The 13641-nt window shown below is 59.9% G+C and carries 10 protein-coding genes and 1 tRNA gene; 6 read left to right on the top strand and 5 right to left on the bottom strand.

All coding sequences use genetic code 11. The features are described 5' to 3' along the window. Positions 1-138: 138 nt before the first annotated feature. Together EKD05_RS26020 and EKD05_RS21855 are read right to left on the bottom strand one after the other, a co-directional pair. Positions 139-306, bottom strand: coding sequence for a hypothetical protein (locus tag EKD05_RS26020; protein WP_165360884.1), 168 nt, complete (start codon positions 304-306; stop codon positions 139-141). Next, the gene (locus tag EKD05_RS21855) at positions 296-592 is read right to left on the bottom strand and encodes an acyl-CoA dehydrogenase family protein (protein ID WP_205704035.1); all 297 of its coding nucleotides are present in this window, start codon (positions 590-592) and stop codon (positions 296-298) included. Before EKD05_RS21855 ends, EKD05_RS26020 begins: the two co-directional genes overlap by 11 nt. Positions 593-874: 282 nt before the next feature. Between EKD05_RS21855 and EKD05_RS21850 the strand changes: the two genes are divergently transcribed. After that, positions 875-949: transfer RNA gene (locus EKD05_RS21850), tRNA-Gly, on the top strand. A gap of 560 nt (positions 950-1509) precedes the next feature. On the opposite strand, the gene EKD05_RS21845 is transcribed toward EKD05_RS21850, so the two are convergent. Continuing rightward, a complete protein-coding gene (locus EKD05_RS21845; RefSeq protein ID WP_129677132.1) occupies positions 1510-1782 on the bottom strand; it encodes a type II toxin-antitoxin system Phd/YefM family antitoxin in 273 nt (90 codons plus the stop codon). Positions 1783-2468: 686 nt separating this feature from the next. Between EKD05_RS21845 and metH the strand changes: the two genes are divergently transcribed. After that, a complete protein-coding gene (metH, locus tag EKD05_RS21840; RefSeq protein ID WP_370374932.1) occupies positions 2469-5999 on the top strand; it encodes a methionine synthase in 3531 nt (1176 codons plus the stop codon). A gap of 174 nt (positions 6000-6173) precedes the next feature. On the opposite strand, the gene EKD05_RS21835 is transcribed toward metH, so the two are convergent. Beyond that, on the bottom strand, positions 6174-6479 hold the full coding sequence (locus EKD05_RS21835; protein ID WP_129677128.1) for a transcriptional regulator: 306 nt from the start codon (positions 6477-6479) through the stop codon (positions 6174-6176). 108 nt (positions 6480-6587) lie between these two features. Then, positions 6588-6935, bottom strand: coding sequence for a sodium-dependent bicarbonate transport family permease (locus EKD05_RS21830; protein ID WP_240695893.1), 348 nt, complete (start codon positions 6933-6935; stop codon positions 6588-6590). A gap of 517 nt (positions 6936-7452) precedes the next feature. On the opposite strand from EKD05_RS21830, the gene alaS reads away from it, so the two are divergent. The 4 genes from alaS (at position 7453) to EKD05_RS21810 (ending at position 13570) form a co-directional block, all read left to right on the top strand. Further along, complete coding sequence (gene alaS, locus EKD05_RS21825) at positions 7453-10137, top strand: alanine--tRNA ligase (RefSeq protein WP_129677125.1); 2685 nt, start codon at positions 7453-7455, stop codon at positions 10135-10137. Positions 10138-10148: 11 nt separating this feature from the next. Beyond that, the gene (locus EKD05_RS21820; protein WP_129677123.1) at positions 10149-12206 is read left to right on the top strand and encodes a hypothetical protein; all 2058 of its coding nucleotides are present in this window, start codon (positions 10149-10151) and stop codon (positions 12204-12206) included. Further along, positions 12207-12638: a Holliday junction resolvase RuvX gene (ruvX, locus tag EKD05_RS21815; protein ID WP_129677120.1), complete on the top strand. Its 432-nt coding sequence runs from the start codon at positions 12207-12209 to the stop codon at positions 12636-12638. A gap of 95 nt (positions 12639-12733) precedes the next feature. Next, positions 12734-13570: a S8 family serine peptidase gene (locus EKD05_RS21810; protein ID WP_129677118.1), complete on the top strand. Its 837-nt coding sequence runs from the start codon at positions 12734-12736 to the stop codon at positions 13568-13570. The last annotated feature ends 71 nt before the right edge of the window (positions 13571-13641 follow it).

Here is a 13641-nt window from a genome sequence, read left to right as displayed (position 1 = left end):
GATCGCCACCTTTGGTGATGAGGGCGGCGGCGAGTCGCGTGGCGGGGATGATTGAGCCGCCAGCGCGGTGGGCAAGCAGCGGCTCCCCATTGGCGTAGCGAGGCTTCCCGGCCTGAGCTGCGCCTATAGTTGCGCCTGTTACTGCACAAGCGTCATCAGCCTGACCGTCTCGCCGGGGGTGAGACAGGGCACCGTGCGCATATCATGGTGGTGTTGCACCGTCACAATCATGTTCCCAATCTGGAGATCGTTGAGACAGTGTGAGATGCCATCCTGGTCAGGCTCACCGTTGCGATCATTGAGCACCAGCGCCTCGCTCGCGCCAACTGGCAACTGCCCTGCATACAGGCTCGCTCGCAGCGGTATTGATCAGCGCACCCTCCGCGACGACCTCGCGGCAGATTCGGGCAAAGAGAGCTGACGGCCACGAGCGCGTCTGAGTCTGCATCCCCACGTAGCCAAGATGCATCGTGGCCGCCAACGCGACCGCGCCGTCGCCGCGGGCCAGGCGCTCCTGAGCCAAGGCCACCTCCAGCGGGTTGGCACCGTGCCCGCCATACTCCTCAGGCACGGCTTTTTGTGTTTTTGTCAAGTGAAAAGTGGCTCTCCCGCACTTTCCGTGCAGGAGGCGTCGCTTCGGAAGCGCGAGCAAGTACGCGGCGGCAGCGTGCCATAGACCTGACCTTTGCGCAGCGCGAAGTCGTCGATGCCCAGGCAGCGCGGGGATGATCCCGACTTTGCCGAAAGTGGTTTGAAAACAGCGAGTGTGATAGAGAGCGACTTGTTGTATCCGGTTTCGTATGATGCAATTGCCCTGGGTACAACCCTTTCGGATCTTGCAACAAGAGCCAGGCTATAGTAGAATAAGCCCAACGCGGGCGTAGCTCAGTGGTAGAGCATCTGCCTTCCAAGCAGATGGTCGCGCGTTCGAGTCGCGTCGCCCGCTCCACATCAGAACGCGGTACAGCTTCAGCGCTGTACCGCGTTCCTTGTTTCTGGGAGCAGTTGTGGGGGCACTATGGCTTGCGCAGTTTTACAGATGCCTTTGCATCGTAGTTTCTCAAATCTCCGACTCCTCCCAATCCAAGAGAACTTTCTTGAGCACCTCCGGTTTTATTAGCCGGGATGTTCCTTTGCTTTTTGTCCCAATATAATCCACGCGTTTTGCATGTTCATTTGAACAAGGGGCTTGACGTGTCCACACGTACCATATCGTACCTCCATTTATATGCAGTACAAGCAGATCATGACCCACGCTGGCATGCTGCACTACCACGGTGTCGGGGGAACATCCTCGCAACACTATCAGCCCGAGCGCGATCTTTGGGAGGTGCGGTTCTAAACGGAGGTACGGATGCCGTCCGTATATTCCCCACAAAATGCAATCGCCGCTGATCCGTTGCAACAACCGGAGCGATCAGCGTGAACACCCGCATTGCACAAAAAGGATCCCATAGAATGGGATCCTTTTTGACCTTGACCTTGTCCACCGGAACAGCGCTTCCTTGCTTATTCCGGGTCTGGTGCGCTTAAAAGCTCGTCACGTATGGCGTCAAGACGCTCGCTTTTCCCCAGAAGGTATTCTTTTCGTGCACGTCGGACACGTTCGATGAAGAGCGGATGCGCTTCAAGCTGATAATCGAACAGATCATCCGCTTCTGTCAGGCCACGGAGCACACCGAGCGGCTTGCCGTCTTTGAGAATAATCACATCCTCTTCTGCGGCAAGCTCAAGATAATGCGCCGTCGCGTGCTGTAAATCGGTCACACTGATCGTTTTCATGATGCGCTATCCTCCTCGTCTTCGCCTTCTGGCGGTCGTGCGCTTTCAGGAGCGACAAAGCCTTCACGCGCAAGCCATGCAGCGGCGAATGCTTTGTGAATGACGGCGATAATCACAACATCCTGCTCAATAACATCGTAAAAGACGCGAATCTCATCAACTCTCAGGCGGAGTGCCGGCTTTAGCCGACTAAAGCCGGCACTCCTGTTTACAATCCAAACAGGACTGCTATATCGAGCGCATTGAGCACTTTTCGCCGGTCAACCACGCGGAAGGCTTGGATGTCGCGCTTGGCATCGCTGGAAAGTCGAATATCAAATGGCATCAGGGTATCCTACGGACAGCGCTGCATAACTTTCGGTATGCTACTCACCATATTGTAGTATACCGAGAGCGTGTTTATTCGTGCGAGGGCTGTTCCGCCAGGGCTGATGCAAAGACATTCTGATCGTCCGCAGATTTCGCAGATTACAGCTTCCGCATCTGCGAAATCTGCGGACGCTATCTAACCCTCCTGGGACTTTGCATCAACCCTGGTACACACCCACGTGTTATGCTGTGGAAGGTGCTAGATCGGGTATACTGTTAACAAACTAACGTAACATAATGGAGCTATTCCTGTGAGCCAAAAGAAGCCGACCTATCTGGAAGCCCTGACGCAGCGTGTGTTGATTTTTGATGGTGCGATGGGCACTAGTATTGATACCTACGATTTGACCGTTGAAGATTATGGTGGCGAGCAAACCTTTGGCAATCGGGATTATCTGGTGATGACCCGCCCCGATGTCATTGGGGCGATCCATGCGTCGTTCCTTGAGGCCGGGGCCGATGTGCTCGAGACCTGTACCTTCCAGTCGACCCGTCTGCGCCTTGAGGAGTGGGGGCTTGGTGAGCAGACCATCGAGCTCAATCGGGCCGCTGCGGCCCTCGCTCGTTCGGTGGCCGACCGCTTCGAGGCCGCCGATGGTCGCCCTCGTTATGTCGCCGGTTCGATGGGGCCGACCGGTAAACTCCCCTCTTCGGATGATCCGGCGCTCTCGGATATTACCTTTGATGAACTCAGCGCGATCTTCTATGAGCAGGCCATTGGGTTGATCCAGGGTGGCGTCGATCTCTTGCTGGTCGAGACGAGTGTGGATATTCTCGAGGTCAAGGCGGCCCTCGATGGCATTCGTCGCGCCAAGGCCGCGTTGCAACGCCCCGATGTCGCCGTCCAGTCCCAGGTCTTCCTCGATCTCTCTGGGCGCATGTTGCTCGGCACTGATGTGCCCGCCCTGATTGCCACGCTGGAAGCGATGCCGACTGATGTGATCGGGCTCAATTGCTCGACTGGCCCCGAGCATATGCGTGCGGCTATTCAGTATATGACCGCGCACTCACGCAAGCCGATCTCGTGCATTCCCAATGCCGGTCTTCCCATGGAGGTTGATGGGCAGACGGTTTACCCGATGACGCCAGAACCCTTTGCGCGCATTCTCGGTGAGTTTGTTGATGAGTATGGCGTGGCGGTCATCGGTGGCTGTTGTGGCTCGACCCCTGCCCATATCGCAGCCCTGCGGGCGCAGATTGGCTATAATCGAGTCCCAACGCTGCGTGAGATCGAGTATATCCCGAGTGTTTCGTCGGGTATTCGTGCCGCTGCGCTCAAGCAGGATGGCACGCTGACGATGATTGGCGAGCGCGTCAATACGCTTGGCTCGCGCAAGGTCAAGCGCCTGCTCATCAATGATGACTATGATGGCGTGCTTGAGGTCGCCCGCGAACAGGTTGATAGCGGCTCGCATATGCTCGATGTCTGTGTCGCGATGACCGAGCGTCCCGATGAGCGCGAACAGATGGTGACGCTGCTCAAAAAGCTGACGATGAATGTCGAATTGCCGCTCGTCATTGATACGACCGAGCCCGATGTGCTCGAGGCTGCGCTGGCGATGTATCCCGGTCGCGCGATCGTCAATTCGGTGTCGCTCGAAGGCGGGCGCGGCCAAAAGTTTGATCAGGTGATGCCGCTCGTTGCCCGTTTCGGGGCCGCGACGGTCGCAATGACGATTGACGAAGAGGGCATGACCCATTCCCGCGAACGCAAGCTCGCCGTGGCCCAACGCCTGGCCCAACTTGCCCACGATGAGTATGGCGTGCCCGCCGAAGCCCTGATCTTTGACGTGCTGACCTTCCCCATTACCACTGGTCAGGAAGAGTTGCGCAATGCAGCGGTCGAAACGCTTGAGGGCATTCGGCTCGTCAAGAGCCACATTCCCGGCTGCTTTACGACCCTTGGCGTGAGCAACCTCAGCTTTGGCGTGGCTGTGCATGCCCGCGCTGCGCTCAATTCGGTCTTCCTCTATCACGCGGTCGCGGCTGGCCTCGATACGGCGATCATCAATCCGGCCCACGTCACTGCGTATGCCCAGATCCCCCCCGAGGAACGTGAACTCTGCGAGGATCTGATCTTTAATCGGCGCGAGGATGCGCTGGCACGCTTTATTAACTATTTCGAGCAGCATGGCAAAACGAACGAGCAGGAGCGTACTGATCCGACGGCCGACATGCACGTCGATCAGCGCCTGCACTGGAAGATCCTCAATCGCAAGAAGGAGGGCATCGAGGCCGATATTGATGAGGCGGTTGAACTGCGCCTCCAGGTTCACGGGCTGAGCCTCAGCGATCCGCAGGTGCGCCTGAAGAATGCCGAGGGTGCGTCGGCCCAGGGCGTCGAGGCTGTGGCAGTGCTCAATAATGTGCTGCTGCCAGCAATGAAAGAGGTCGGCGATCTCTTTGGCTCGGGGCAACTGATTCTGCCGTTTGTGTTGCAAAGCGCTGAAGTGATGAAGAAGTCGGTCGCCCGCCTCGAACAGTACCTCGATAAACTCGAAGGTTCAACCAAGGGCAAGGTGGTGCTCGCGACGGTTTATGGCGATGTCCACGATATCGGCAAGAATCTCGTCAATACGATTTTGTCCAATAATGGCTATACCGTCTATGATCTGGGCAAGCAGGTGCCAATCAATACGATTATCGAGAAGGCGCTTGAGGTCGGGGCCGATGCGATCGGGCTCTCGGCCCTGCTCGTCAGTACCAGCAAGCAGATGCCCCTTTGCGTGCAAGAATTGCACAAGCGCGGGCTCAGTTTTCCGGTGCTGGTTGGGGGCGCGGCGATCAATAAACAGTATGGTCAACGGATCTCTTTTGTTGGTGAAGAAGAGCCGTATGATGCCGGGGTTTTCTATTGCAAAGATGCTTTCGAGGGGCTCGAGACGATGGATCGCCTGAGCGATCCGGCCCAACGCGACAACTTTGTGCAGGCGACGCTCGCCGCCGCTGCCGGGGTGCTCCAGCAGCGCCAGACCGGACGGGTCGCGCTCGATGCGATCGGCAAGGCGAGCATGACCAGTGCCGACGTGCGCTCGGCGGTGCGTACCGATATCACCGTGCCCGTACCGCCCTTCTGGGGGGCCAAGGCGACGAACCGCATTCGCCTCGATGATGTCGTCGCCTGCCTCGACCGCAACGCGCTCTATCGGCTGCAATGGGGTGCCAAGAATGCCAAAGGTGCCGAGTGGGAACAACTCAAGACCGAGTTTGACCAGAAGGTTCGCGAGCTCATCCGTGAGGCCACCCGCGACGGCTGGCTTGAACCACAGGTCGCCTACGGCTACTTCCCCGTGCAATCTGCGGGGCACGACCTGATCGTCTATGACCCAAGCGACCGCGCCCGTGAATTGACGCGCTTTACCTTCCCACGCCAACCCGCCCGCGAACGGCTCTGCCTCAGCGACTATTTCAAGAGCGTCGCCAGCGGCGACTACGATGTCGCCGCGTTCCAACTCGTGACGATGGGCCGCAAAGTGGACGACCTGACCGAGGCGTTGCAGCATCAGGGCGATTACAGCCGCAGCTACTACATCCACGGGCTCGCCGTTTCGCTCGCCGAAGCGCTGGCCGAACACACCAATCGCCTGATCCGGCAGAGCCTCGGACTGGGCGAAGACCGGGGCAAACGCTACTCGTGGGGCTATCCCGCCTGCCCCGATCTCGCCGAGCACACCAAGCTCTTCCAGATCCTGCCCGCCGACCAGATCGGGTTGAACCTGACCGACGCCTTCCAACTGGTTCCCGAACAATCGACGGCTGCGATTGTCATCCACCATCCTGAAGCGAAATACTTCAGCATCGGCAGCGCCCTCGAGCGCGCCGAAGAGGATGTCACTGAACAAGCGTAGGGGCTTCGCTCCGCCCCGGACGCATCCCAAAGCCACGCGGCCGTGGGCGGGGTCAAGCCCCCGCCCCGGGCGCATCCCAAAGCCGTTCCACCGTCACGGGCGCGTCCTGATGCCCGGGGAAGGCGGATCCAAGTGGCGGGCACTTTCGTGGTGCTGTGTCCCTCCTTCTATGCCCTACAGATACTTCTCGGCGCGGGCCACCCGAACTTCGCTCAGGTAGGCGACCACCGAATAAGTGTCGAAGTAGTGCGCTTGCAGATGATCCATGATAAGATCGGCCACCGCAGGCATCGCAAGGACCTCGATCCGCACCTGGTGGCCCGCCCAGAAGTTGGCGCTCACGCCGCTCGTCCCCTGCCCGGTGACCTCGCCAACAGTGTAACCACGCGCCCCCAACTGGGCGAGTTCGCCCAACAGGCGCTCGCGGAGCACCCCCTCCGCAATGATCGTCACCAGCGTAATCGTGGCGAGTTGGCTCATATAGCGCTCCTTTTCTGCTCAATAGATTAGCTTGAAGATGGCCTTATCCCACGTACGAACATTGCACACGATAAGGCCCAGCACAGCAGACCAAAACCTAAAACCACCTTAGCTCCCGCTGGGAAGTACCGGGCATGCTACAAGCCCAGAACACATCCATTGGGTGTACGCATAGAGCAAGGGTAGGCCAATGATCAGGTTGAAGGGCAGCGTAATCCCGAGCGATGAGGTGAGATAAATGCTCGGGTTGGCCTGTGGAAACGTGGCCCGGACTGCCGCAGGCGCATCAATGTACGAGGCACTGGCCGCGATCGCTGCCAGAATAAAGCTACCACCCACCGACAGGCCCGCCAGTGCGCCAAGCGTTCCACCCAAGATACCCATCACGATGGGCATGAGCGTGCCGAAGGCGACCATACGCGGGCCAACCTGGGCAAACGAGCGCAATTGGCGCACCGCGACCTCCAGTGGCGATTAGTTTACGACAATAGTAGCACGAAAAAATTGTCGTATCAACCACCTAAACGGAGAGCCTCACCTACCCCAGGATCCTCCCCCAGGCAGGCGGTTCCTGGGGCAGGGCGCTGCCGGTGCATAACTTCCGTGTATGCACCCCGCCAGGGCACCCGCAAGGGGTGCCCCTACACCGGATCCGGCCCCCGGCCTGGAGGGGCACCGCCAAGAACGGAGCCAACGCGGTCCAGGAAGTCGATCCTGCCCCCGGCCTGGAGGGGCCTGGAGGGGCACCCCTTACGGGTGCCCTGAGAGAGCGTCTTTTTCGGCCTGGAGGGGCCTGGAGGGGCACCCCTTACGGGTGCCCTGAGAGAGCGTCTTTTTGTATCTGGTTTCGTATGATGCAAGCGCCCTGGTAGGTGGAGCGATAGAGTTGACGCCGTACGTATCAATCGGCTACAATAGCTTCTGATCTTCGTGTATGGATTCTGGTTCTTTCACCTGATGGTTACTGGCTGTTATGCAGAAGCTTACCTCTGCTCAGATCCGTGAACGCTATCTGAGCTTTTTTGCCCGTCACGACCATACGATTGTGCCCAGTTCGTCGCTAGTCGTTGCCGATGATCCGACGCTGCTTTTTGCAAATTCGGGCATGGTGCAGTTCAAGGATCTCTTTCTTGGGCTTGAACAGCGCCCCTATCGCCGGGCGGTGACAGCGCAGAAGTGTCTGCGCGTTTCGGGGAAACATAATGACCTCGAAGAGGTCGGGCCCTCACCACGCCATCAGACCTTTTTTGAGATGTTGGGCAATTTTTCGTTTGGCGATTATTTCAAGGCCGAGGCGATTGCCATGGCCTGGAAGTTGCTGACTGAAGAGTTTGCCCTGCCCGTTGAGCGCCTCTGGTTTACGGTCTTTGAGGGCGATGACCAGGTGCCCCCCGATGAAGAGGCGGCGCGGCTCTGGATTGCCCAGGGGGCCGATCCGAGCCGTGTGCTGCGCTTTGGGCGGAGTGATAATTTCTGGGTGATGGGCGATACTGGTCCCTGTGGCCCCTGTTCCGAGATTACGATGTATATCGGTGATGATCTGAGCAAGATGCGCGCCGAGGGCGTCAATTCGGACGATCCCGATTATGTCGAAATCTGGAATAACGTCTTTATGCAGTACGACCGTGCGACGATGCAGCCCCTGCCCCGCCCTTCGGTTGATACCGGGATGGGCCTCGAACGCATGGCGATGGTGCTGCAAGGCGTGCATTCCAATTATGAGACTGATGTGTTTCTGCCGATCATTGCGCAAATTATGGCTTCGCTCGGCAGCGATGAGGCCCACTATCAAGCCCATTTTGCGCCCTATCGGGCGATCGCTGACCATGCGCGTGCGGTGGCCTTTCTCATTGCCGATGGGGTGTTGCCCGGCAATGCGGGCCGTTCGTATGTGCTGCGCCGGATTTTGCGCCGGGCCGCCTATCAGGGTCGCAGCATTGGCTTCGAGCGCCCCTTCCTCGCCGAGGTGATTGAGGTGGTCATTGCCCAGATGGGCAAGGCCTACCCCGACCTCCAGACGCGCCGCCAGTTTATCCTCGAGTCGGCTGATGCCGAAGAGCGTCAGTTCTTGCGGACGCTGACGAGTGGCCTGTCACGCCTCGAGACGGTGATTGATCAGGTGCGCACGTCGGGTGGCACGGCGATGCCAGGGGTTGATGCGTTTTTGCTCAAAGATACGTATGGCTTTCCCCTTGATTTGACCGAGAAGATCGCTGTTGCCGCGGGGCTCACGGTTGATGAGGCTGGCTATGCTGCGGCAATGAAAGAGCAGCGCGAGCGCTCGCGGGCGGCAGCGAAGTTTGCCCGCGGCGGCGATGCCGAGCTCTGGGCGGATCGGGCGCTGCCCGCGACGCGGTTTGTCGGCTACGAGCAACTCGCTGCCGAGGCGCAGATCCTTGCCTTGATTAGCGAGGGTGATGCCGTTGCGCACGTTGCGCTGGGCAACTCGGTGCAACTGGTGCTCGATCAGACGCCTTTTTATGCCGAGAGCGGCGGCCAGGTTGCCGATACCGGGACGCTGACGACGCCTACTGGGATCGTGCAGATCGAAGATACCCAGCGCCCCGCCCCCGGGCTGATTGTCCATTACGGCAAGGTGACCGCCGGCCATCTTGAGCTCGGGCAAACGTCTGTGGCCGCCGTTGATGCTTCGCGCCGGGCCGATATTCAGCGCAACCACACGGCGACCCATTTGCTGCATCGTGCGTTGCGTGATGTGGTGGGCGAGCATGCCGCCCAGGCTGGTTCACTGGTTGCCCCTGAGCGTCTGCGTTTCGATTTTACCCATAATCGCGCCGTCGAGCCGACCCAACTGCGCGACATCGAGGCGCGCATCAATGCCTGGGTTCGCGCCGATGGCTGGGTTGGCTGGGAAGAGACGACCTATCAGGCGGCGCTTGACCAGGGGGCGATTGCGCTCTTTGGTGAGAAATATGGCGAGACGGTGCGCATGGTAACGATCGAGCGCGGCGATGGCATGATCGATCTGATTGCCTCGACCGATAGCCGTGAGTTGTGCGGTGGTACCCATGTGCGCAGTACTGGCGAGCTTGGGTATGTGCGGTTGCTTGGCGAAAGCAGCATTGGCAGTGGTTTGCGCCGGATCGAGGCCGTCACTGGCCGTGCCGCCGAAGAGTGGGTTGAACAGCAGACCCAGCTGCTCCGCGATCTCGCCACCCGCCTCGGCGTGGCTCCGACGGCCTTGCCCGAGCGCCTCGATCAGCTGCTGAACGAGCATCGCCGCCAACAGCAGGTGCTCAATGTGCTGCGGGCAAAACTGACCAGTTCTTCCCTCGAAGGGTTGCTAGTGCAGGTGCGCCACGATGAGGGCGTGCCCACCCTGGTGGCCCATGTCGAGGCCGAGGATATTCCGCAACTCCGCACGATGGGCGACTGGCTGCGGAGCAAGATCGGTTCGGCGATTATTGTGCTTGGAACCGTGATTGATCAGAAGCCGTTGTTTCTTGCAATGGTAACACCTGATCTTGTGGCGCAGGGGTACCACGCGGGCAAGCTCGTCAAGGCGCTTGCTACGGTGGTTGGTGGTGGTGGCGGTGGACGTCCCGAAATGGCCCAGGCAGGCGGCAAAGATCCTGAACGCCTGTCTGACGCACTTCACCAGGTGCCCACGCTGGTTGCAGCCCAGCGTAAGGGGTAAGGGGTTGGGTTATGTTGCTTGATATGCGTGAAACCCCGCTGATCCTGGTGTTGCCTGATGAGCCAGTGGCGCTGCTCTATGCGCGCATTCGGCAAACAGGCGCACCCCGGTTGCAGTTGCTGGTGCCCGAAAGTGGCACCGCCCTGCATGCTGACCCTGAACTAGCCCACCTCGCTCGACTGGCGGCTGATGATGGCCTCAGTCTGATGGTGATTAGCTCTGATGCTGCGCTGCTCGCGGCAGCGCGTGCCGCTGGGTTTGAAACGATTGCGGTGCAAGGGGCCAGTGTGCTGGCTCATCCATCGTCGGGTACCGCTCAAGCGCCACCCGCTCTGGCACCAAGCCCAGAGCAAGGGGCGGGCCTTGCTCCTCCCCCGACAGAACCTGCTGCGCCGCACCGGATCACCGATGAAGCGCCAGCGAACCAGGTACGGGATGAGGATGCCGATTTTCTGGCGGCCCTCGATGACCTTGATCTGCTGCAGCCCAAACCAGGCGGTACGCTCGGGGCGGTTGATGAGGTTGATGAGGTTGATGAAGTGGCCGCCGCCACCGCGAGTCTCAAGGCAGCGCTAACCGGTATTCCCTTGCCGCAGAGCGTTGTGAATGAGCTTCCTCCGGCTGAGCCGGTGCGCGATCTGCCGCCTCCTCGCGTTGACCCCACCATCCCGCCGTCTCGCTCGGTGCCTCCACCCCCGCCTCCGCCAAGCCGCCTTGGGCCACCGACACGTTCTAGGGCGACCTATGCCGCATATGCTGAAACCGCACCACCACGCCCTACATCCAATGCCGTGCCACCAGTACCGATCACTGCCCCGCCCTCACGGAAGGCGCGTTCCTGGCCAGTCATTGCGCTGACAACGCTGCTGCTGGCATTGCTGCTGCTGATCGCTAGTGTCTTGTTGCTCGGCAGCCGCGTGACGGTAGCGGTTTCACCGCCGCTTGTGTCTGAAACAACCGAGCCGATTGTTGGCTTGCCGGTACCGCTGGTCTTGCCGGGCAGTGGGGCAGCTACGGCGATTGAGGCCGAGGCTTTGCGCAGCGATGTGGCCTTCAATGTGAGCAATCAGGTCACGGAAGGCACCATGACGCCGTCGGGGACGGCAGGCGGCATGTTGACCATCTTCAATTCCAATAACCAGGCGATCCTCTTGCCAGCGGGCACCGAATTTGTTGCCGTCAGAGGCGATGGGCAGGATGTACCGTTCCTCAGTACGGTCGAGGTGCTGGTCCCGGGGGCAACCACAAGTGATACCGGGGCGCAGATTGTGACCAATCGGGGTCAGGCTTTTGTCAACGTGCTCGCCCGTTCGCCGGGTAGTGGCTCGAATGTCGATGGGAACCGCGTCCGTCGCATTACGCCACCTGGGGGTGTCAGTTTTACTGTCGGTTCAGGCGGCATTCTCGTTGATCACCCGCCACTCACCGGTGGCACCGAGGAAGAGGTGCGCATCGTTCGTGATAGCGATGTGCAGGCAAATCTTGGGCCAGCCCTCGAAGGGCTTGATGCCGAGGCCCGCCGGCAATTAGAGGCGCTCGCTCGGGCGCGGAATCTCGTGCTTGAGCCTTCGACGATCTTGCCCCGACGGAGTGACCTCGAACAGTTGCAGGGGTTTGAGTATCTGGTGCAACCAGCAGTCGGCCAAGTGGTTGATCCCGTCAATCCGACGTTTGTCTTGAATACGCAGGCGCAGTATAGCGCCTTGGCAACCGCCAATGATCGCCCCCTCGAGTCGCAACTCGCGGTAGCCTTGACCGAACAGTTGCGCCAGGCTGGACGGTTGACGCCAGGTGATTGCCGTGCGCCTGTGGTGACTGCGTGGCGCTGGGATGGCGAGAGTTTGCTGGTCGATGGCGAGCTTCGCCCTGATACGACCAGCCCTGGATGTAGTGGCGAACTTGATGCCGTGACGCTCGATCAGATCCGCAATGCGATCCGTGGCAAGTTGCGCCAGGATGCCGCCCTTGCCCTCGATCAACTGGTTGCGCGTGGGATCATTGGCGGCTATACTTTGCCCGATGTTGAACGACTGCCACGCTGGGATTGGCAGATCCAGATCGAGTCGTAGATGTACCTTGCCGAAGAACGGATTATCGGGTTGGATGTGGGCGAGCGACGCATTGGCATTGCGCTCAGCGATGCCTCGCGGATGCTCGCCTCGCCCCTGACGACGATTGCTGCGCAGCCGCAGCCGCAGGCTCTCGAACGCATTCGGCAACTCGTGCGTGAGTATGGCGTGGTCGAACTGGTGGTCGGGTTGCCCCTTACCCTGCGAGGCGAAATTGGACCGCAGGCCACGCTTGTGCAGAAATTTGCCACCCTGCTCGAAACGAGCCTGGGCCTCCCGATTCGGCTCGTTGACGAACGGCTCACCACCGCCGCCGCTGACCAGATGCTCCGCGAATTGGGCGTCAAACCCGACAAACGCAAGCTCCAGATCGATCAGGTTGCTGCCTCGATTATCCTGCAAGATTACCTCGATCAGCAGCGGACGAGCTAAGCGTTTCCTTGGGAGTCACAAGCAGATGCTGGTGAGGCGGAGTGTTGGCCTATGGAACCAGATGATACTGCCCCTCCGCCTGGCTGACGGCTGATTTGACCGACGTCGCCCGCCAGAATGGGTTACAGGAAGCCTTCATTAGTCGTTTTGGGACACGCCCGATCTTTCGCATGGCGATCACCGACGGACGTGATCCGCTAGAGAAGGCCGAGCAACTACGTAGCGATCTGCGGATCGAATTTGCCGAGCCCAACTATCTGGCGCAAACCCCCGAGGGACGGCGCGGACGCAGCGGATGGGTCATCGGTGGTGACGCCGGAACCTTTGCAACGCAGTGGGCTCCGGCGTCACTTGGGTTCACAGCCGCCCACGCACGCAACCGTGGGGCGGGCGTGACAATCGCAGTGCTTGATAACGGGGTTGATCCAGATCACCCTGCGCTGGCCGGGCGCTTGTTGCCAGGCTTTGACTTTGTTGATGCTGACGACGACCCAAGGGAAGAAGGGATCGATGGCGTTGACTTCGGCTTTGGGCATGGGACACATGTCGCTGGTCTGATAGCGCTTGCCGCACCTGAGGCGAAGATCTTGCCGGTACGCGTACTCGATCCTCAAGGTGTCGGCAATATCTGGGTGCTGGCTGAGAGCTTGCGCTACGCGATTGATCCTGACGGCCACCCGGCCACAAATGATGGCGCTACGGTGATCAACCTCAGCCTGGGGACGCTCCGTCGCACCGATTTGCTTGAAGAGATCATTGCGCTTGCGGCGTGTGACGACGATGATGACGACCACTGCAGCGCGACGGGCGGGGCAATCGTCGTTGCGGCGGCGGGCAACGGTGGCGATAGTGTGCCGCAGTACCCGGCTGCCGAGGCAGCAGCCAGAGGGAAGGATTGCCCGTGCGCAGCGGTTCTCGCGATGCTTCGCTAACGGCGGGGTACCGGAGAAGGAGCAAAGCATCGCTGGCAGTTCCAGCCGGTGGCATGCTCCTGGATGGATCT

The sequence above is a fragment of the Candidatus Chloroploca sp. Khr17 genome (assembly GCF_004138165.1).
Classification (GTDB): Bacteria; Chloroflexota; Chloroflexia; order Chloroflexales; family Chloroflexaceae; genus Chloroploca.
Note: the sequence above shows the minus strand (reverse complement) of the source record. Positions and strands in the feature narration are given on the sequence as shown.